The sequence below is a fragment of the Rheinheimera sp. genome (assembly GCF_030824435.1).
In the GTDB taxonomy this organism is placed as follows: domain Bacteria; phylum Pseudomonadota; class Gammaproteobacteria; order Enterobacterales; family Alteromonadaceae; genus Pararheinheimera.
The window spans coordinates 42,622-64,020 of the sequence record NZ_JAVBXS010000021.1 but is presented as its reverse complement, the minus strand read 5'-3'; the positions used below and the strand labels follow the sequence as shown (position 1 = coordinate 64,020).

Sequence of the window (21,399 nt, the reverse complement as noted above, 5' to 3'; positions counted from 1 at the left end):
AGATTGCGATACGGCCCAACGAGGTAAGCCATGAAACCAGGTATCCACCCGGAATACAAAGAAATCACTGCAACCTGTACTTGCGGTAATGCATTCAAAACAAGTTCAGCTCTGTGCAAAGACATCCACTTGGACGTTTGCTCAGCTTGCCACCCGTTCTACACTGGTAAGCAAAAAGTTCTGGACGTAGGTGGTCGTGTTGACCGCTTCAAAAAACGTTTTGCGGTACTGGGTGCCAAATAATCCGGCTTCCCGTTGTAAAACAGCAAAAAGGCACTCCGGTGCCTTTTTTGTTGGTTGCAATTTGGCAATTTACTGAATCAAGCCGCCTGGCTACAGCCTGTTGTTGCTCGCAGGTCTACAACTTCATCTTTTTGTTTTGAGTACTGTTTTCTTTCATTCGCTATAACAGCTTCCTGCTAACACTGCACTTGTGCAAAAAAATTCCTCTGCATAAGAAAAAGAAAATTATGCAAATTTTTTTCTATTCGCTATTGCTTTATATTTTTGATTTTAAACAAGTTTTACCTGTCTGTTTTGCAGTGTACTGCATAAATATCAACAACCTTTCATTATCCATCTGGCCGTTTATGCATCTATATTGCATGGTTAATAATAAGCACCATCACTGGTCATACCTCCCTCTGAAATACTGCTTGGTTTCGTCAGAAAAACTTGTTATAAACCCTAAGACGCTGAAATTTGCACAAATTATGTGCAGCACAAAGGGCGGGTATCGGTGCATGGTTTTTGGCCGGTAGCTGGTGTGCAAATTGTCTGAAAGTGCAGCTGTTCCTACACCAGTGGTACGATCAGAAAGTTAATGATTTGATTCAGCGGGTCTGCTTATTAGAATGAGCGGCCTTTTGCGCAGCACCTTCGCAAAAAAATGGCAAAAGATTGGCAAATACAACTAAATGCCCAAAGGGCTAAGCGTCAGGACACTCTTACCATGTCAGATTTCAGAGAACAAGCACTGCGGTATCATGCCGAACCTAAGCCAGGCAAAATCAGTATTGAGATTAGTAAACCGGCCGAAACGGTGAAAGATTTGGCGCTGGCGTATAGCCCGGGTGTGGCTGAGCCGGTGCGGGAAATTGCCGCCAATCCGGACGACGTTTACAAATACACCGCCAAAGGCAATCTGGTGGCTGTGATCACCAACGGTACCGCTATTTTAGGTTTAGGCAATTTAGGCCCTATGGCTTCAAAACCGGTGATGGAAGGTAAAGCGTTGTTATTTAAACGTTTTGCGAACCTTGATTCGATTGATATTGAAGTGACGCACCGCACTACTGAAGAATTTATTAATACTGTTGCCAATATTGCCGACACCTTTGGTGGTATTAACCTTGAAGATATTAAATCGCCTGAATGTTTTGAAATTGAAAAAGAGCTGATTAAACGCTGCAATATTCCGGTGTTTCACGACGACCAGCACGGCACCGCTATTGTCACAGCAGCTGGCCTGTTAAACGCTTTGGAAATTCAGGGCAAAGATATCCGTAAAGTCACTATCGTTTGTATGGGCGCCGGTGCTGCCGCTATTGCCTGTATGGAATTGCTGATTAAATGTGGCGCCAAACGTGAATACATTTATATGCTCGACACTAAAGGTGTAATTCACACCCGCCGTGAAGATTTAAACAAATACAAAACCTTATTTGCCAATAACACCGACAAACGCACGCTGGAAGATGCACTGGACGGCGCTGATGTATTTGTGGGTGTGTCGGGCCCGGACGTATTGCCGCCACAAGCGCTGAAGTTAATGGCGGATAAACCGGTAATTTTTGCCTGCTCTAACCCGGATCCGGAAATTAAACCTGAGCTGGCGCATGCCGTGCGTTCAGATTTAATTATGGCTACAGGCCGTTCGGATTATCCAAATCAGGTAAACAACGTGTTGTGTTTCCCTTTTATTTTCCGTGGTGCGCTGGACGTGCGTGCCAGTGTGATCAACGACGAAATGAAAGTGGCGGCGGTAGAAGCCATCCGCAAAATTGCCAAAGAGCCGGTGCCGGAAGCCGTGTTGGTGGCGTCCCAGGTGAAAAGCCTGGAGTTTGGCAAAGAGTATATTATTCCAAAACCTATGGACCCACGCTTGTTGCCAAGAGTGGCCAAAGCTGTGGCTGACGCAGCTGTTGCTTCAGGCGTTGCCCGTATAGCCATGCCAGATGGTTATATGCAGCAATAAACCGCTGTAGTTAAAAACGCAAAAAAGAAACCCGCCAATTGGCGGGTTTCTGCATTCTGTTGATTTGTGTTTATTGTATTTTCTGACTCTTGGAATTTTTAGTGGTGAGTCAGATTATTCTTCGTCAGATTCAGCTTCCTGAATAACCGGAATTGGTTTGCCCATGCTGGTCAGAATGTTACGCACTTCCACCGGAATCTGATGTGGGTTGTCTTTGCGTAAGTCTTCATCGGCTGGCAGTGGCTGACCGGTAAAGGCATGCAAAAAAGCTTCACATAATAATTCGCTGTTGGTGGCATGACGTAAGTTATTGACCTGACGGCGGGTTCTTTCATCAGTCAGCACTTTTAATACATTCAGCGGGATAGAAACGGTGATTTTTTTCACCTGCTCAGATTTTTTGCCGTGTTCGGCATACGGGTGAACGTATTCACCATTCCACTTAGCCATAGTTGTACCTTGATTGTTTTTTTAAGTTGCGTAGCGCATTTTGGGCCGGAATTTTACTTCTTTATACGACGGGACACAAACAATGCGCAAGAAATAATCATTGTAGACGTCTAAATGTTTTGACTTCTCATTTTTGGCAAGTATACTTTTAGACGTCTAAACGCCTATATAAGTTTGAGGTTAACTATGTCGAACCGCCACTCCGCCACTATTACCGCCCGCGCTGGCATAGCGCAGGATCCGGCTTATGGCTCTGTTACTCCACCTTTATACTTAACTTCAACTTACGAATTAAAAGCTTTTAAACAGCCGGGCAAATACGATTATTCGCGCTCCAATAACCCAAGCCGCGACTTATTGGGTGATGCTTTAGCTGAATTAGAAGGCGGCGCCAAAGGTTTAGTGACCAGCACCGGCATGTCAGCCTGTTTATTGGCACTGCAGCTGCTAACACCCCAGGACACGCTGGTGATCCCACATGATTGTTACGGTGGTAGTTACCGTTTGTTTGTCAATCTGGCTAACCGTAAACAAGCTTTTAAAGTAGTGATTGTTAATTTTCAGCAAAACGACTGGAAAGCACTGGTGCAAAACGCCAAACCAAAAATGATTTGGCTGGAAACACCGAGCAATCCATTGCTACAAATCACTGATGTCAAAGCGGTCTGTGATTTTGCAAAAAACCTCAATGCGTTGGTGGTGGTGGACAACACTTTTTTATCGCCGGTGTTACAACAACCGCTGCAACTGGGCGCTGACATTGTGGTGCATTCCACCACTAAATATTTAAACGGCCACAGCGATATTGTTGGTGGTGCGCTGATTGCCAAAGATCAGGCCATTGGTGATGAATTGAAATGGTGGGCCAATTGTTTAGGGGTTACAGGCGGCGCTTTTGACGCTCACTTAACCTTGCGGGGCATTCGTACTTTATTGCCAAGAATGAAAGCCCATCAGGAAAACGCTGCGCTGGTGGTGGAATTTCTGCAGCAGCAAACACTGGTGGCCAAAACTTATTATCCCGGCCTGAAAGACCATCCGGGTCATGCCATTGCCAAAGCCCAACAAAACGGTTTTGGTGCCATGGTCAGCTTTGATTTAGCGGCTGATGAAGCTTATTTACCGGTGTTTTTCAGCGCTTTACGTTGTTTTACGCTGGCACAGTCTTTAGGGGGCATTGAAAGTTTAATTTGCCACCCAGGCTCCATGACCCACGCTTCTATGGATGCCGCCGCGCAAAAAACGGCCGGTATTGGCCCAACCTTAATTCGTTTATCTGTGGGCATTGAAGACCCAAGAGATTTATTGGCCGACTTAGCTCAGGCTTTTGCGGCTGTGGCTTTGGCTATTGAGGCCGACGGCAAACCGCATTCTGGCAACACTGCTGGCAGCACCACTGCCGACGCCGGCACTCAGGTTGTTGCGACAACTGCAGCGGCAAAACACCATGATGCCGGACGCCAAAATGCGGCAGAAGCTGAACAGTCTTTTCGTTTAAATCCGGCGCTGGCCGCTTTCTGGTGAGTTTTATGACCGTCTTATCGTCAGTTTCTTCAACGAATTCAGCAGCCTCTGTGCTGGTGGTGCATAAATTTGGTGGCAGCAGTTTAGCCTCAAGCGAGCGGTTTCATGCGGTGGCCGACATTTTGCTGCCGCAAGCTCAGGCTTCAGCTTTTGTGGTGGTTTCGGCGCCGGGTGATACCACAGACCATTTGCTGGCGCTGCTCGACTGCGCTACTGACACCTCAGCGTTTGAACTTCAGTACCAGCAGTTGGCACAACAATTACGTTTGCTGGTTAGCCGCACTTTAACTGCTGCTACTGCACCTTTAGTGTTAAATGAGCTGAACCATTGGCTGGCGGCTATTCCGGCTTTGGTGTTGGCAGGTCAACACAACGATGTGCTGGCAACAGGCGAAAAACTGTCGGCCTTGTTGCTGAGCTTTTTATTGCAGGAACGTGGTGTTGCCGCCAAAGCGATAGATGCACGCGACTTTTTAAAACTGTCTGGCCAGCAGGTGTTATGGCAAGAATCACAAGCTTTGTTAAAACCGCTGTGTATAAACGGTTTTAATGTGGTGACTGGTTTTATTGCCCGCAATGAAGCAGGCGACAGCATTACCCTTGGCCGTAATGGCAGTGATTATTCCGCCACTATTTTGGGTCGGTTGGTGCAGGCGCAAAGTATTAATATCTGGACAGATGTGGATGCCATTTATAGTGCAGATCCACGTAAAGTGCCTTCAGCCCGGGCTTACCGTCAGGTGCCTTTTGCTCAGGCCACGCTATTGGCGCAATTGGGTAACCCTGTGTTGCATGCCAAAACGTTAAGCCCGTTGCATGATTATGCCGCAGAATTGGTGGTACGCAGCAGTTACGAGCCGGAGCAGCCTGGTTGTAAAGTCAGCCGCCAGGCCGCGATAGAAGTGCAGTTTGTCACTGATTTAAACGATGTGGTGCTGGTCACTTTGCCAAAAGGCGTGGTGCTAAAGGCCGAAGTTGTTGCGGCCAGCTTGCAGCTGACAGTGTTTGCAGTGCCTGGCGATAACAACTCCTGGGTCGTTGCGCAAAAAAATCTAGATATTTTATTAAGTTATCTGGGTCAGCAACAGATTTACCCCAGAGTCAGCAGTGAACAATATCAGGCTGTTGCCTGGGTAAAGCCAGCTGCTAAACAACAAAAACAGTTGTCGTTGCAGGCCGCGCATTGGCTGGAGCGGCAACAACCGGCTTTTAGTTTTGCCAACCACGAATTAGCGCTTTGGTTATTTGCACCCGCTTTAACAGCAAGAGAACTCACCGAATTTCATCAGCTGCTGTTGCCAACACAGGTGCGGCTGAATGTGGTCGTCGCCGGCACTGGTAATGTTGGTGCTGAATTTTTGGCGTTATTGGCCAAACAACAACAGGCTTTTGCCGGGCAAATTGAATTAAAACTGGCGGGTGTGCTGAATTCGCGCCAGGCCTGTTTTAGTGACGAGCTGAATGTGCACAACTGGCAGCCGCAGTTAGCGGCGGCGCCTTTGTATCAAAAACAGGATTTACTCGATTATTTAACAGCCTTGCCAAGCCCAAAAGTGTTGGTGGACATCACACCAAGTAAAACTTTTGCTGAAGCTTATGCCGACTTTGTGCAAACAGGTTGTCACTTAATCAGCGCCAATAAACAAGGGGTAACCTTACCGCTGGCGCAATATCAGCATATCGCCGCTACTGTTGCCGAGCAGCAGGTCAGCTGGTTGGCCAATACCACTGTTGGCGCTGGTTTACCGGTGCAACGTATTTTGCAGGAGCTGCAAAGTTCCGGTGATCATATTCAGCAAATCAGCGGCATTTTTTCCGGTACTTTGTCCTGGTTGTTGTGTAAATACGACGGTAGTGCGCCTTTTTCTGACTTTGTGTTACAGGCGCAGGCCGAAGGTTTAACAGAGCCGGATCCACGTGACGATTTATCCGGCAAAGATGTACAACGTAAATTGCTGGTACTGGCGCGTGAGCTGGGTTTAACACTGGATATCAATGATATAGAACTGACGCCTTTATTACCTCAGGGTTTGGAGCAGGGTAGCTGGGATGATTTCTGGCTGGAGCGCGACACCCTCAACAATGTTATGGCTGCTACTTTTGCCAAAGCTGAAGCGGCCGGCAATAAATTACGTTATGTCGCTACTTTAACAGTGACAGCCCAAGGTCCTAAAGCCAATGTGCAGTTACTGGAAGTTGCGCCTGAACATCCGCTGGCTGCCATTCAGGCGTGTGACAATGTATTTGTCATTGAATCCGACTGGTATCAGGCCAATCCGCTGGTGCTCAAAGGCCCTGGCGCCGGCCGCTTGGTGACAGCAGGTGGTATTCACGCTGATTTGGCCATTTTGGCACGCCAGCAAATGGCTGCGGCAAAAGCGGCACGACATAGTCAGGCGCAAGCAGCTGCCTGGGCCAATGAAAGAGCCTGAGCGCCAGGCATACAACTGTTGCCGCTTTTGGCCGACATTTGTTCCCGATAACGGCAAATATTTGCCGTTATTTTTTTGTGCACCGATCTGGAATGATCCGGCCGGATCAGTGAGGTTAGAGGTTTTTTTAAGCTAAATAAACCATTTTAATTCATTTACTTACTGGTTTTTTATTGCTGTTTTTACCAACGCCAAATTTTTGTCAGCAGATCATGGCGCAGTTGTTGCTAAATAGTATTTGCCGTTGTTACCGACTCGCTTAAGAAGACTCGGAAATGGGCACAAATTTTTCGAGAAGTCTAACAAATAAACTTACAAATTAGGGATTTACTCATCATGCAAATCAATGCACAATCAGGCGTCAACTCGCCATTATTCGACGTTCAAACGAAAAAAAATACGGCGTTAGAAAAACAGCCATTACCGGCAGCTCAGGACAAAGTCACTTTGTCTGCTGAAGCTTTAGCGCTGGCAAGTGGTGGTGGTCAGGTACAGACTTTGGGCACTAGCTGGCCAAAATGGCCAACTATTCCTGCCTAATAAGTTGAGGTTTACGTGCATGAGATAAAAGGATTGGTTGCCAATATCAGTGTTGTATTGCTTTGCGCATTTTTTTTGGCAGCCACTTTTATCTTGCGTGACGATCAACTTCAGGTTGCTGGTGTTACAGTTTTATCCGTATTGCTGATTGCATTTTTAGGCAGAAATAAAAATGCAATCTACCCAACCCTCGCCATAGTGCTTTTTATCCGCTTTGCTGAGTTCCTGCTGGGTTTTTTACTGATGGATTCGTTGCCTCTCACTTATTTACTTGTGACCGGCCTGGTCGATCTGCTGTTTGCGTTTTTGCTGGTGCATTACCATATGGATCCGGCGCTGCATAAATTGTTTAAATCGCAGCCGCAGCGTGGCCATTATCCTCAGGTGTATCTGATTGCTTTTTTACTGGCATTTTCTTCTTTGTATCATGTACTTGGCTCAGCCGAACTGATGATCCATCTGATGGATAAAACCGTTTTTGGTGAAAACATACCATTTTTCTTTAGCACCGGCCCTATTGTTGCTATAGGCATCCGGCTGCTGGTTGATTTAACTGTCTGGAGTTTGTTGTTGGCACCGGGTCGTATTCGTTTGCCGGCCAGGGTGCAACGCTGGCTCAACCCTTAAGTCGCTGTTTTTTTAGTCTCTGCGACTAAAGTATCCTTGTAAATCAAAAATTTCCGCAAGATTTTCGGTTATGCTTGCAGCTTCTGACCATGTTTTTTTCAGGGGCGGCTTATGTCTCATCGCGCTTATCTGTTTTCTTTACGAATGGGTCATGCTTTAAGGGATGCGGCGGCGGAAGGTTATGGCCGGCAGCAACTGGGCAAAGATCTGCTGGCAGGTGTTACTGTTGGTATTATTGCTATTCCTTTGGCCATGGCACTCGCCATTGCCAGTGGTGTGCCGCCTCAATATGGTCTTTACACCGCTATTATTGCCGGTTTTATTATTCCGCTTTGTGGTGGCTCGCGTTTTAGTGTGTCCGGGCCTACTGCTGCTTTTGTCGTTATTTTGTATCCGGTCGCGCAAAAATATGGTTTGGCTGGTTTATTGATAGCCACAACCTTGTCCGGCGGCCTGCTGGTGATGATGGCGATGCTCAGGCTTGGCCGTTTTATTCAGTATATTCCGGAAGCTGTAACCCTGGGTTTTACCGCTGGTATTGCTGTTGTTATTGCAACTCTGCAAATCAAAGACTTATTTGGCTTGCAGCTGGCCGCCATGCCCGAACATTACATCGAAAAATTACATGCCCTGATGTTAGCGGCCGACAGCGCCCATTGGCCCAGCATGCTGGTTGCCGGCGTCACTTTGTTGGTGATGTTTAAATGGCCCGCATTAAAGCTGCCTATTCCGGCCCATTTGCCGGCAGTACTGGCCGGTACTATTACCGCTCTAGTGCTGAACTGGTTTTCGTTGCCGGTTGAAACTATTGGCAGCAGATTTCAATACCACACGCTGGATGGCGGTACTGCCATGGGCATTCCGGATATGTTGCCAAGTTTTAGCTGGCCCTGGCAACAACCGGGCGCCGATGGCCAACTGCTCGTCTGGAGCTCGCAGATGGTGAAAGATTTGCTGGCAGCTGCTTTTGCCATGGCCATGTTGGGGGCAATTGAATCTTTGTTATGTGCTGTGGTGCTCGATGGTATGACAGGGCGGCGCCACAGCGCCAACAGTGAGTTGTTGGGGCAGGGCATTGGCAATCTGATAGCGCCGTTTTTTGGTGGTATTACCGCAACTGCAGCTTTGGCGCGTTCTGCCGCAAATGTGCGGGCCGGGGCACAGTCGCCCGTTGCTGCTATGGTGCATGCGCTGGTGGTATTGTTGGCGCTGTTGTTATTGTCTAAATGGCTGGCTTATTTGCCGATGGCGGCTATGGCGGCTTTATTGCTGGTAGTGGCCTGGAATATGAGTGAAGCCGGTAAAGCGCTGCATCTGATTAATACAGCACCACGCAGTGACATCTGGGTTTTTACCGTTTGTTTTTCTTTTACCGTGTTGTTCGACATGGTGATAGCCATTACCAGCGGCATCATTATTGCGGCGCTGCTCTTTGTAAAAGAAGTGGCAGAGATGACCAAGGTCACAGACGTGACTGAAAGCCCAAAACTGGTGCCGGAAAAACTGGCGGAAGGTCACAAGGTATTTCGTATTAGCGGACCTTTGTTTTTTGCCGCAGCAGACAGGGTTTTTGGTGAGTTGTCGCAGCTCAGTAAAAATCAACAAAGTGTGGTGCTGCTGATGGACGGGGTATCGTTATTAGACTCTGGGGGTTTGGTGGCTTTGGACAAATACATCAGCGCCTGCGATAAAATAAATTGTCATATTCTGCTGGTAGATCTGCAGTTTCAACCGCTGAAAACGCTGGCTAAAGCACGGATCCGGCCGGTAGACGGATTATTGTCGTTTTATGCAACCTTGCCTGAGGCTTTAAGGTTATTACCAAAAAAACAACTCCACTCCCAGGATGAAGAGCACAACACCTTAACAGATTCAGGGCTTTAACTGTGGTTTGCATAACAAAATCACTGTCAGCTGAATAGGCCACTGCTACTTTTGGCCAAGCAGTGGCTAGCCGCAACAAGCTGTACCGCCGGGGAGGCTGATGCAGCTGGTGGTACGCTGTTTTTACCCCTTAACCACACACAATAACAAAACGCCTTCTGCTCCTGCGCTGGTTTATACCCTGGTTGTTGTCATCGAAAAATTAAAAAATTTCAGCTAGCCTTAGCCGCAGATAAAAGATCTATGCCTGTCAGTTGTTGTATTTGGAATTAATTAATATAAATTCACAAAAACAGCATAATAATTCTTGAAAGTGCATGATTGACTCAGTACACTGGCCGCAGTTTGTTGCGAAGCCCGTGTTGTATTCGCTTATTTTTGGAGATCGACAGCTGATGCCGTCTGTAGTGTCTGACAAAACTCTTATTCGTAGTGCCGTACTTGGCGCTGCCGGTTATAGCGGCGCTGAACTTTGCGCTTTATTAACCAGAAACCCTTACTTTGAGCTCTGCTTTGCTTATGCCTCTGCCGGCCGCAAAGCAGAGCCTTTTTCTTCGCTCTATCCACGTTTCCAGCAACAAGTGAATGTGTTGGTTGAGCCCTGGACTGACGACGAAATTGCCCGCATCACTGGATTGGTAGATGTGGCCTTTTTAGCCCTGCCACACGAAGCCAGTGAAGAAGTAGCGCCAAAATTAATGGCTGCAGGTATTGTCGTTGTCGATTTGTCGGGTGCTTTCCGGTTAAAACAGGCCGACCTTTATCCAAAATTTTATGGCTATGAGCATCAGCATCCGGCGCTTTTAGATGAAGCTGTGTATTCATTAATGGAATGGTTGGACAAGCCGTTACCCCAGCTGATTTCTGTGCCTGGTTGTTACCCTACAGCCTGTACCCTGGCGTTATTACCTTTGTTAAAAGCCGGTTTAGTGGCGGATGGTTGTATTCCGGTCATCAACGCCACCAGCGGCGTGTCAGGTGCTGGCCGCAAAGCGGCGCTCAACACTTCATTTTGTGAAGTGGGCCTCAATGCTTATGGCTTTTTTAAACACAGACACAGACCAGAAATTGAACAAAATTTAGGGCGTAAAGTGGTGTTCACGCCACATTTAGGTAACTTTAAACGCGGTATTCTGGCCACCAGCGTGGTCACACTCAAAGCCGGTGTAACTGCCGAACAGGTGAAAGCCGCTTTTGTGGATGCTTATGCCAATAAACCGCTGGTGCGGTTAACAGCAACCTCACCCAATGTGGCCGATGTAGAAGGTTCGCCATTTTGCGATATTTTCTGGCAACAGGACGGCGAGCAGTTAGTGGTGGTTTCTGCCATTGATAATTTACTCAAAGGCGCAGCAGCTCAGGCCATGCAGGCAGCAAACGTGAAGTTTGGTAAAGCTGAAACCGCAGGTTTGTTTGCTTTTGAAAAAGCAGGAGTGCTGTGATGAGTGAGCAAACACAAAACAACGCTAAAACACCCTTAGTCTTAAAAATGGGCGGCCGGCTGTTACAGGACAACAATGCTTTAGATGCGTTATTAAAAGTAGTGGCACAACTTTCTAGCCAATACCCGATAGTGCTGGTGCATGGCGGTGGTGATCAAGTCGACAGCTGGCTGGCTACTTTTGGTTTTAGCACCCAGAAGATTGATGGTCAGCGGGTGTCACCAAAAGAACAAATGCCGGTAATTACAGGGGCACTCGCTGGTGCGGTGAATAGCCTGATGGTGTCACGGGCGCAGCTGCAAGGTTTAAAAGCGGTAGGTTTAACCTTAGCTGCCGGTCAAAGCCTGAAGTTTGATATCAATGAAAAACTGGGTGCCGTAGGCATTGCCAAAGCCAATGACGGCACTTTAGTCAACACCTTATTACGAAGTGGTTTTGTGCCGGTATTTAGCTCTATTGGCCAAAGTGACAACGGCGATTTACTGAACGTCAACGCCGACTTAGCAGCCGCCGCTATTTGCCAGTTGGTGCAAGGACAGTTGGTGTTATTAACCGACGTGCCTGGCATTCTGGACGCTGATGGCAAACTCATCAGCACACTGGATGGCAAAGGCGCGCAGGCGCTGGTTGATAGTGGTGTGATTAAAGGCGGCATGAAAGTGAAGTTAGATGCCGCTTTGGAAACTGCGGCAGCCCTTCGACGATCCATCGTTGTTGCCGGCTGGCAGCAACCCAATGATTTGTTAAAACTGATGCAACATCAAGCAGTAGGAACCTGCATCAGTGAATAAGGGGGCGTTTCGAATCATCGGGAAACCCTCAACCCCACTGAAATCCGCTATTACGAAGGTCTGACGCTGTTAGACCGTCGGGCCGATTTCCCCAATAAGGAAGCCGCAGCGCGGTCAAGCAGTGTGAGTTATGAGTCAATTAAAACAGCTGTTATGTTTAGCTGAACTGGATCAACAACAATTGGCGGGCTTGCTGGATTTAGCCCTCGAGATTAAACAACACCCAAACAACTACAGCAACGCCCTCAAAGGCAAAAGTATTGCCTTGTTGTTTGAAAAACCTTCGTTGCGTACCCGCGTCAGTTTTGACGTAGGTATCAACAAACTTGGTGGTCACAGTGTCTATCTGGATCAACAAAATGGCGCTATGGGCGTGCGCGAGTCGGTGGAAGATTTCGGCAGCAATTTAGCCTGCTGGACTGACGCTATAGTGGCGCGGGTGTATTCACAACAAAGCCTGATTAAACTGGCACAAAGCAGCAAAAAGCCGGTGATTAATGCACTGAGCGACTTGTACCATCCATGTCAGGCGCTGGCGGATTTACTGACACTGAAAGAGCAATTTGGCGATTTATCCAAAGTGCATCTGGCTTTTGTTGGTGATGGCAATAATGTCTGTCATTCTCTGATGTTAGGCGCTGCCATTATGGGTATGACTTTAACAGTAGTGACACCACCAGGTTTTGGCCCTGACGCTCACGTGCTGCTCAGAGCTCAGGCTTTAGCACAGGAAAGTGGCGCTAAACTGACGCTGAGTCAGCATGTGTCGTCTGCCGCTGGTGCTGATGCTTTGTATACCGACACCTGGATGTCGATGGGCAATAAAGCTGATCCTGCTGATGTTGAAAAAACTTTTGCCCCTTATCAAATTAATACCGCTGTGATGCAGCGGCTGGCAGTGAAAAACTTTATGCACTGCCTGCCGGCGCATCGTGGCCATGAAGTGACCAGCGAAGTGCTGGACAGTGACTATTCTTTGGTGTTGCAGCAAGCGGAAAACCGTATGCATGCACAAAATGCTGTTTTAGTAAGTTTATTTGCCTGAGGCCGAACATGAGTGATGCAAAACAAAACGTGAAAAAAGTGGTACTGGCGTATTCCGGTGGTTTAGATACTTCAGCCATTGTGCCTTGGCTGAAAGACAACTACGACTGCGAAGTCATTGCTTTTGTGGCTGATGTTGGCCAGGGCGCCGAAGATTTAGCCGGTGTGGAAGAAAAAGCCATTAAATCCGGTGCCAGCAGCTGTTATGTGGTGGATTTACGCGAACAGTTTGTCAAAGAAGTGATTTACCCAACGCTCAAAGCCGGTGCTGTCTACGAAGGCCAATATTTGCTCGGCACTTCGATGGCGCGGCCTATTATTGCCCGTGCTCAGGTTGAGCTGGCATTAAAGTTAGGTGCTGATGCTTTATGCCATGGTTGCACTGGCAAAGGTAATGACCAGGTGCGTTTTGAAGGTGCTTTTGCTGCTTTAGCACCACAGCTGAAGGTGATAGCGCCATGGCGTGAGTGGGAATTTAATTCCCGCCAGTCACTTCTCAATTACCTGGCCGAAAAAAACGTACCGACTACAGCTACAGCCACCAAAATTTACAGCCGTGACGCCAACTTATTCCATATTTCGCACGAAGGTGGCGAGCTGGAAAATCCGTGGAACGAGCCATCGGATCAAGTCTGGATGTGGACCAAGTCACCAGAGCAAGCACCCGATAAAGCTGAATATTTACAGCTGAGTTTCGAAAAAGGCGAATTAACCGCTATTAACGGCAATGCGGTTGGCGCAATCGAAGCTATTGAACAGCTGAACGCCATTGGCTCTGAGCATGGTGTGGGCCGTATTGATATCGTTGAAAACCGCCTTGTCGGCATGAAATCGCGTGGTTGTTATGAAACACCTGGCGGCACTATTATCGTGGCTGCACTGCGTGCACTGGAGTCCCTGGTTTATGACCGCACTTCGCTGAAGTACCGTGAAGAAGTGGGTTTAGAAGTGGCACAATTGGTGTATGACGGCCGTTGGTTTACGCCGTTAAAAGATGCGTTATTTGCCGCTTCCAACTCACTGGCCGAACAACTGACCGGTGATATTGTGGTGAAACTCTATAAAGGCCAGGTGACAGTTGCCAAACGCCGTTCACCCAACAGCCTGTATTCAGAAGCTTTTGCCACTTTTGACGGTGATGAAGTATATAACCAGAAAGATGCCGCCGGTTTTATCCGTTTGTATTCTTTAGCCAGCCGTATCCGGGCGTTGCATACTAAATAACCAGATCTTGTACGCCGGTTTTGGCCGGCAATAATCAGTTAAGCAGCGGTTTCGACCGCTGTTTTTTAATCTACCCAAAATCATTGATGTTACAGCGCGGCGAAAAGCGAACGAGGCTGGAGTGCCAGTCCGACCCGGAGCATAGTGAGCTATGTGACTGGGGCGAGAGAGCGAAGGTAACAAAGCTGTAGTTTCAAGGATGAAGGGTAAAGAGAGGGCACAATCATGGCCATGTGGGGCGGACGTTTTCAGGAAGCCAGTCTGGATGAATTCCGGGCTTTTAATGACTCATTAAGATTTGATTATTTACTGGCGCAGCAAGATATTGCCGCATCACGCAGCTGGGCTGTCGGTTTGGCCGAAGCCGGTATTATCACGGCAGAAGAAGCAGCATTGTTAGATGGCGCTTTAGCAGAACTTGCGCTGGAAGTCGAAGCCAACCCAGAGTTACCGCTGCAAAGCAAAGAAGAAGATATTCATAGTTGGGTTGAAGCCAAACTTGGTGAAAAAATTGGTCATGCCGCTAAAAAGCTGCATACCGGCCGTTCGCGTAATGATTTGGTGGCAACAGATTTACGGCTCTGGAGCAAACTGAACGCCGGTTTAGTGCGTGATGCTTTGCAATCTGCCATTGGTGCATTGCTCACTTTTGCCCGTAGCCATTATGGTTTAGTGATGCCGGGTTTTACCCATTTACAGCGGGCACAGCCGGTGTTGGTCAGTCACTGGGCTTTGGCTTATGTTGAAATGTTCCGCCGTGATTTAAGCCGCATTGATGACGCGTTAAAACGCATGGATGTTTGCCCTTTGGGTTGTGGTGCTTTAGCAGGCACCGGTGTGTTGCTGGACAGAGTTGCAGTTGCCGAACGTTTAGGTTTTGCAGAAGCTGCGCGCAATAGCCTGGATGCAGTGTCGGACCGCGATTATGTAGTGGAGCTTTCCTCCGCTGCCAGTTTGTGTTTAACCCATTTATCGCGCTTATCAGAAGATGTGATTTTTTTCTGCTCCGGCGAAGCGGGCTTTTTTAAACTGGGCGATGCCATTTCTTCAGGTTCATCCTTGATGCCACAAAAGAAAAACCCCGATGTATTTGAGCTGCTACGCGGTAAAACCGGTCGGGTGCTTGGGCATTTAGTCGGTATTTTGCATGTGCTCAAAGGTCTGCCGCTGGCCTACAACAAAGATATGCAGGAAGACAAAGAAGGCTTTTTTGATTTAATGGCCACCTGGCAACAGTGTTTGCTGGTGCTTGCAACTGTGCTGCCACATTTGTCAGTCAATGCCGGCCAATGCCGTCGAGCCGCCGAGCTTGGCTACAGCAATGCCACTGATTTAGCTGATTATCTGGTGAGTAAAGGTGTCGCTTTCCGGGATGCGCATGAACTGTCCGGTGAGTTGGTGCTGAAAGCCTCAGCGCAGCAAAAACCGCTGGAAGCTTTAACACTCAGTGAGCTTAAAGCAGTTTCGCCGCTGATTAGCGACGACGTGTATGCCGCTTTAACCATCGAAGCGGGTCTTGCCAAAAGAGCGGCTTTGGGTGGCACTTCACCAGAGCAGGTTGGGGCAGCACTTGCTGCCACAGAAAGCTGGTTTGCCACTTTGTAGGGCTTTGCCTGGCTTTGTCGCAGTGCAACAGGCTTTATCATCCTAAATAGAAAAACCGGCCATGGCCGGTTTTTCTATTTTTATCCGCTGATAAGCTCAGCGAAGCAGCCAAACCTTAACGGAAAATATCAATTTCCGCCGGTTTTTGCTGATCCTGAGGCAAATCAGGATTTGTTGGATTGGCATATTGTGTTGGTTCTGTGCCTTGCTGGAAGAACTCAAAACTGCTGCTGTTATCCGTTGCCTGACTTAATAAACCGGTTTTATGGTCAATCCGCACCGACACTATACCAACCGGGGTTGGCGGGAATTTTTCCGGCAGATCTTTGAGCGCAACTTCCGCAAAATGTTGCCACGGCGGCAGCGCAGTGCGGGCGCCCGATTCACCCCCAGCCACCTGATCCACACCCAGATTGCTGTTCCATGCCGTTTTACCCAGTACACTTTCAGCGTCATCAAAACCAACCCAGCTGGTGATCACCAGATCCGGCGTAAAACCGGAAAACCAGGTGTCTTTCACATCGTTGGTGGTGCCTGTTTTACCGGATAAATCACGACGTTTCAGCGCCTTCAGGTTTTTGGCTGTGCCGTCCCAGCCGTCACCGCCCCAAATGGCGCTTTTCATTGCTTCGGAAATTAAAAATGCGTTTTGGGCAGAAATCACTCTGGGCGCAAATTCAGCTGTTGCTTTGATGTCAGCTGCAGTCTCGTCTTGTGCTGGCTCAGTTGCGGCTTGTGCATTTTCAGCCGCTTGCAAAGTGGCTTCGGCAGCGGCAACTTCGGCACAGTTGTCACATACCTGCACTGCTTTATGTTCGTAAATCAGATTGTTCTGATCGTCCAGAATCTTGGTAATCACATAAGGTTTCACCAAATGGCCGCCATTGGCAAAAACGGCATAACCAGTGGCCAGTTCCAGCGGTGTTAATGAAGCAGAGCCTAAAGCCAAAGTCTGGTTGCGGGGTAAATCTGATTTATGAAAACCAAACTTAGCTAAGTGATTGATGGTGTGATCAATACCAACACCACTGATCAGCCGCACCGACACCACGTTTTTTGATTTTGCCAAGGCTTCACGTAAACGGATAGGGCCGTCATAAACATCAGGTGAGTTTTTTGGTCGCCAGGCGGTGCCTGAGCCAGCATCCCATTCATGAATAGGCGCATCGTTCACAATAGAAGCCAGGGTATAACCATGTTCCAGTGCTGCTGAATAAATAAAAGGTTTTATATTGGAACCAACCTGACGGTTGGCCTGGGTCACCCGGTTAAACTGGGTCAAACCAAAACTATAACCGCCGACTAAAGCACGCACAGCACCATCTTGTGGATCCAGTGCCACCAATGCACTACTGGCTTGTGGCAGCTGGCTTAAACGCCAGTTACCCTGTTGTTCACGCAGATACACCAACATGCCAGGGGCAAGGATCTGGCCGGCATTTTTCGGCGGATTGGCCTGGCGTTCATTACTGATATAAGCCCGCGCCCATTTCATACCATCCCAGTCCAGCTCAATTTTGCGGCCACCGGACAGCATCAGTTCTGCAGACTGTTGCTTAACCTGTGTCACCACTGCTGGCTGCAGTTTTTCAATAGAATCCTGCTCATCCAGATAAGCCAAAATGGCCTCATCGGACAAGCGTTTATCTTCAGTAAAACTAAAACTGCCGTCAGCGTTTTCCTGTTTGACTGCAGGCCAGACCACAGCAACAGGGCCACGGAAGCCATGGCGTTCATCGTAGTTATGCAAATTTTGTTGTAATGCAGCAACGGCGCGCGCCTGCTGAGCAGAATTTACAGTAGTAAATACCTGAAAACCTTTGGAATAGGCTTCGTCTTCGCCATAAGTATCAACCACTTCCTGCCGCACCATCTCGGCTAAATAGGGTGCTGACGCAGTAATTTGGGCGCCATGTAATTTAGAGACAATAGGCGCCTGCACTGCTTCGTCATGTTGCTGTTGCGTGATATATCCCACAGTAAGCATACGACCAAGCACTATATTACGGCGGGCTCTGGCCCGGCTTGGTGAGCGCACCGGATTTAATACTGAAGGGGCTTGCGGCAAACCGGCAATAATGGCAATTTCAGATAAAGTCAGATCCTGAATATTTTTACCAAAATAAACCTGAGCTGCAGCGCCAACCCCAAAAGCACGTTGTCCCAATTCAATCCGATTCAGGTACAACTCCAGTATTTCATCTTTTGTCAGCAGCTCTTCAATATGAAATGCTAAAAAGATTTCTTTTATTTTGCGGATTATTTTCTTTTCCCGACTGAGGAAAAACAATCTGGCTAACTGTTGGGTAATAGTGCTGGCACCCTGACTATAATCGCCTGTTGTGGCAACCACTGTGGCAGCGCGGAATACACCAATGACATCAATGCCCGGATGTTCATAAAAACGCGCATCTTCGGTCGCAAGTACCGCCTGGATCAATAAAGGTGGTATTTCGTTGATCTTCAGAGGGATCCTGCGCTTCTCACCAAATTGTGAGATCAGCTCACCATCCTGACTGAATACGCGCATAGGCGTTTGCAGCCTGACATCCTTGAGGGTTTCAACACTTGGCAGATCATCTTTTAAATAGATGTAGCTGCCAAATATCAAAGTTACGCCCAGGATCGCGCCGCTGAGGGTAATTATTACCAGTTTTTTAAGCCAAGACACTGAATAGCCCCAATTTTTACTCCCATTTACCAAAATAGGCTGCTAGTATAAATTTATTAGCAGTCGTTAAAGCGCTTTAGATCCGTTTTAAAAACGACTAAGCTAGAAATCAAAACCATAATAATCATAAATTTGATACGGCCGCAGGAAGCTATGATAAATCGCCTGTTTCATACAAAAAACCCTTTAATCCTGGGGGTAGACATTGGTGCCCACACCGTGAAGGCTGTATTACTCAGTCAGCATGGTGCGCATTATAAAGTAGAAGCCTTTGCAATTGAACCTATGATTAAAGGATCGATGAATGAGCGCGAAATCCAGGACATCGAAGCCGTCGGCAATGTCATCAGCAAAATCCGCAAAAAAATCCCTAAATCAGTGAAGTTTGCTGCTGCTGCAGTGTCAGGTTCAACAGTGATCAGCAAAGTCATTTTTATGGACGCGAATTTATCTGACAACGAACTTGCCAGTCAGATTGAAGTTGAAGCAGACAGTTTAATTCCATACCCGCTTAGTGAAGTGAGTATGGATTTCGAAAAACAGGATTTAAATCCAAACGACCCGTCCAAGGTAAATGTGCTGCTCAGCGCAGCCCGTACCGAAAGTGTGCAGACCCGTGTCAGCGCATTGGATCAGGGTGGATTTACCGCAAAAGTTATCGATGTTGAAAGTTATGCATTAAGCCGCGCCGCCGAACTTTGTTATAAACAGTTACCGAGCGATGCGAAATCTAAGTTGGTTGCCGTGGTAGATATCGGCGCCACTATGACCTTACTCAGTATCATGGAAGGCGGCAAAACCCTTTACACCAGAGATCAGGTGTTTGGTGGTGAACAATATACCCGCAGCATAGTTTCTTATTACGGCAAAACATACGAAGAAGCGGAACAGGCAAAGGTCAACAACGACTTACCGCCGAACTACACTTTTGAAGTACTTGCCCCTTTCCAGACCATGTTATTGCAACAAGTTCGCCGTGGTATTCAGATGTATCTGACCACTTCAGGCCGTGACAATATCGATTACCTGCTGATTTCTGGTGGTACCAGTCTGATTGAAGGTGTGGATAAATTATTGACTGACGAACTGGGTATTCACACTGTTGTGGCCAATCCATTTTTAAATATGGACAGTGCCGCTTCAATTGACCGGGAGTTGCTTAATCAGGTCGCACCTCAATTGATGGTTGCCAGTGGTCTGGCGTTACGGAGTTTTTCGACATGGCATATATAAACTTATTGCCGTGGCGTGAAGCGCAGCGGAAACAACAACAAACACAGTTTATGACGATGCTCAGCATGGCGGGCATTTTAAGTTTTGCTGCTGTGTTTGGGTTAAGTGCAGTGTATAGCGCCAAGATTGAAGGTCAAAATAGTCGCAATGCGTATTTGCAGGGCGAAATTACCGTACTGGAACAACGTATTGTTGAGATCCGTGAACTGGACGAGAAAAAGAAAAACCTGCAAAAACGGATTGAACTGATCAGTCAGCTACAAAGCAGCCGGAACCTGGGTACCCAGATCATGGACGAAATTGCCGCAGTGGTTCCAGCCGGTGTTTATTTATCCAATCTGCAAAAGCAAGGCCCCTCTTTGTTGTTGGTTGGCAAAAGTGAATCAAATAACCGTTTGTCGAACATGATTCGTTCTGTTGAAAGTTCTGAGCTGTTAAAAGATCCATTGCTGGAGTTTATCGAAGCAGGTAAAGACCAGAGTCAGATCCTCAGTGATTTTAAAATCCACCTGACAGTCAAAGGTTTTGAAGCGGTGCAGGGTGAAGCCAAACCGGCAACTGCAAAACCAGGCACACCAGCGCAGGGGACGGCAAAATGAGCATGAATTTTAATCTGGATGAACTGAACAATCTTGATATGTCGGATATGGGCTCCTGGCCTTTAGCCGGTAAAGTCATAGTAATAGCTGTGTTGGCTATTCTGATTGCAACTTTAAGTTTTTTCTTGCTGGTTGATGACAAAATCACCCAACTGGGCGTTTCTGAGGCCAAAGAGCAGGAGCTGCGCCAGGTATACAGAGTGAAATATGCTTCAGCTGTAAATCTGGAACTTTATAAAAAACAAATGGTTGAAATGGAGCAAACCTTTTCTTACCTGTTAAAACAGTTACCTGCCACTCATGAAACACCGGGTTTGCTGGATGACATTACTTATGCAGGCACTTCAACAGGTTTAACCTTTGTGAAAATCAATTGGTTACCTGAAATTGAAAAAGACTTCTACACCGAACTTCCGATCAAAATTGACGTGGTGGGGGATTACCACCAGTTTGGTAATTTTGTTAGTGAAGTCGCCAAGCTGCCGCGTATTGTGTCTTTGCATGACTTTTCGGTCAGTACAGACAAAGAAGAACGCCTGGTTTTTAACGTGATTGCAAAAACTTATCGGTATAAGGAGGCTAAATAATGCGCCGTTCCTTACCGGTTTTAATCAGTTTGTTCTTGTTGCAAGGCTGTTATGATGATTTAACTGATATTCAGCAATTTATGAATTCAGTTAAAGCCAGCACGCCGGCGAAAATACCGCCGTTGCCTGAAGTGAAGCAATTTGTGCATATCAGTTACAAATCAGCAGAAAGCCGCAGCCCTTTTAGTGCGCCGCGACCTGAGGCTGTACAGGAAAAGTATGCGCAAATTCAGGACTGTTTGAGTCCGGATCCTTCAAGGCGGAAAGAGCCACTGGAGAAGTATGCTCTGGATAACCTGAAAATGCGTGGCACTTTGGGTGATCAGGACGATATCTGGGCGCTAATTGAAGCCTCTGACAAAACGTTACACCGGATCAGTAAAAACAACTACCTTGGTTTATTCCATGGTCGTGTCATTAATGTAGATCCGGCGCAAGTGGAATTACTGGAACTCATTCCTGATGGTGCAGGTTGTTGGAAAGAACGAACCACAGTACTGCAGATGGCCGAACCAGCAGCTGTAGCCAGCAAATAAGGTATGCGAGAGA

At 47.5% G+C, this 21,399-nt stretch carries 18 protein-coding genes; 16 read left to right on the top strand and 2 right to left on the bottom strand.

Going from position 1 to position 21,399, the window contains the following annotated elements; all coding sequences use genetic code 11:
- The first annotated feature begins 30 nt into the window (after positions 1-30).
- Entirely contained in the window at positions 31-243 is a 213-nt protein-coding gene (gene rpmE, locus RCH83_RS05050; RefSeq protein WP_082971527.1) for a 50S ribosomal protein L31, read from the top strand.
- Positions 244-952: 709 nt separating this feature from the next.
- Positions 953-2,197: a malic enzyme-like NAD(P)-binding protein gene (locus RCH83_RS05045; RefSeq protein WP_306519674.1), complete on the top strand. Its 1,245-nt coding sequence runs from the start codon at positions 953-955 to the stop codon at positions 2,195-2,197.
- 114 nt (positions 2,198-2,311) lie between these two features.
- Here the strand turns inward: RCH83_RS05045 and metJ are convergent, their stop codons facing one another.
- Positions 2,312-2,647: a met regulon transcriptional regulator MetJ gene (gene metJ / locus RCH83_RS05040; protein WP_260655934.1), complete on the bottom strand. Its 336-nt coding sequence runs from the start codon at positions 2,645-2,647 to the stop codon at positions 2,312-2,314.
- A 186-nt stretch (positions 2,648-2,833) separates the two neighbouring features.
- Between metJ and metB the strand changes: the two genes are divergently transcribed.
- The 10 genes from metB to argH all read left to right on the top strand — a co-directional run bounded on the left by metB (position 2,834) and on the right by argH (position 15,760).
- Complete coding sequence (gene metB, locus RCH83_RS05035; RefSeq protein ID WP_306519672.1) at positions 2,834-4,171, top strand: cystathionine gamma-synthase; 1,338 nt, start codon at positions 2,834-2,836, stop codon at positions 4,169-4,171.
- A gap of 5 nt (positions 4,172-4,176) precedes the next feature.
- On the top strand, positions 4,177-6,603 hold the full coding sequence (gene metL / locus RCH83_RS05030; protein ID WP_306519670.1) for a bifunctional aspartate kinase/homoserine dehydrogenase II: 2,427 nt from the start codon (positions 4,177-4,179) through the stop codon (positions 6,601-6,603).
- 336 nt (positions 6,604-6,939) lie between these two features.
- Positions 6,940-7,143 (top strand): hypothetical protein, encoded by a 204-nt coding sequence (locus RCH83_RS05025; protein WP_306519668.1) that lies wholly within the window; start codon positions 6,940-6,942, stop codon positions 7,141-7,143.
- A 75-nt stretch (positions 7,144-7,218) separates the two neighbouring features.
- A complete protein-coding gene (locus RCH83_RS05020) occupies positions 7,219-7,770 on the top strand; it encodes a hypothetical protein (RefSeq protein ID WP_306519666.1) in 552 nt (183 codons plus the stop codon).
- Positions 7,771-7,881: 111 nt separating this feature from the next.
- A complete protein-coding gene (gene dauA, locus RCH83_RS05015) occupies positions 7,882-9,654 on the top strand; it encodes a C4-dicarboxylic acid transporter DauA (RefSeq protein WP_306519664.1) in 1,773 nt (590 codons plus the stop codon).
- A gap of 395 nt (positions 9,655-10,049) precedes the next feature.
- Positions 10,050-11,096 (top strand): N-acetyl-gamma-glutamyl-phosphate reductase, encoded by a 1,047-nt coding sequence (argC, locus tag RCH83_RS05010; RefSeq protein WP_306519662.1) that lies wholly within the window; start codon positions 10,050-10,052, stop codon positions 11,094-11,096.
- Entirely contained in the window at positions 11,096-11,887 is a 792-nt protein-coding gene (gene argB / locus RCH83_RS05005; RefSeq protein ID WP_306519660.1) for an acetylglutamate kinase, read from the top strand. Before argC ends, argB begins: the two co-directional genes overlap by 1 nt.
- A 130-nt stretch (positions 11,888-12,017) precedes the next feature.
- Positions 12,018-12,932, top strand: coding sequence for an ornithine carbamoyltransferase (locus tag RCH83_RS05000; RefSeq protein WP_306519658.1), 915 nt, complete (start codon positions 12,018-12,020; stop codon positions 12,930-12,932).
- Positions 12,933-12,940: 8 nt separating this feature from the next.
- Positions 12,941-14,155 carry an argininosuccinate synthase gene (locus tag RCH83_RS04995; RefSeq protein ID WP_306519656.1) on the top strand — a complete coding sequence of 405 codons (1,215 nt, stop codon included), beginning with the start codon at positions 12,941-12,943 and terminating at the stop codon, positions 14,153-14,155.
- Between the two features lie 225 nt (positions 14,156-14,380).
- Positions 14,381-15,760: an argininosuccinate lyase gene (gene argH, locus RCH83_RS04990; protein ID WP_306519654.1), complete on the top strand. Its 1,380-nt coding sequence runs from the start codon at positions 14,381-14,383 to the stop codon at positions 15,758-15,760.
- Between the two features lie 115 nt (positions 15,761-15,875).
- Here argH and RCH83_RS04985 read toward each other — a convergent pair whose 3' ends face one another.
- Complete coding sequence (locus tag RCH83_RS04985) at positions 15,876-18,290, bottom strand: penicillin-binding protein 1A (RefSeq protein WP_306519652.1); 2,415 nt, start codon at positions 18,288-18,290, stop codon at positions 15,876-15,878.
- A 294-nt stretch (positions 18,291-18,584) separates the two neighbouring features.
- On the opposite strand from RCH83_RS04985, the gene RCH83_RS04980 reads away from it, so the two are divergent.
- Genes RCH83_RS04980 through RCH83_RS04965 form a run of 4 tightly spaced genes read left to right on the top strand, consistent with a single transcriptional unit; the run spans position 18,585 to position 21,386 of the window.
- The gene (locus tag RCH83_RS04980; protein WP_306519650.1) at positions 18,585-19,664 is read left to right on the top strand and encodes a pilus assembly protein PilM; all 1,080 of its coding nucleotides are present in this window, start codon (positions 18,585-18,587) and stop codon (positions 19,662-19,664) included.
- Entirely contained in the window at positions 19,652-20,263 is a 612-nt protein-coding gene (locus RCH83_RS04975) for a PilN domain-containing protein (protein ID WP_306519648.1), read from the top strand. Before RCH83_RS04980 ends, RCH83_RS04975 begins: the two co-directional genes overlap by 13 nt.
- Complete coding sequence (locus tag RCH83_RS04970; protein ID WP_306519646.1) at positions 20,260-20,850, top strand: type 4a pilus biogenesis protein PilO; 591 nt, start codon at positions 20,260-20,262, stop codon at positions 20,848-20,850. The genes RCH83_RS04975 and RCH83_RS04970 overlap by 4 nt, the downstream gene beginning before the upstream one ends.
- Positions 20,850-21,386, top strand: coding sequence for a pilus assembly protein PilP (locus tag RCH83_RS04965; RefSeq protein WP_306519644.1), 537 nt, complete (start codon positions 20,850-20,852; stop codon positions 21,384-21,386). The genes RCH83_RS04970 and RCH83_RS04965 overlap by 1 nt, the downstream gene beginning before the upstream one ends.
- The last annotated feature ends 13 nt before the right edge of the window (positions 21,387-21,399 follow it).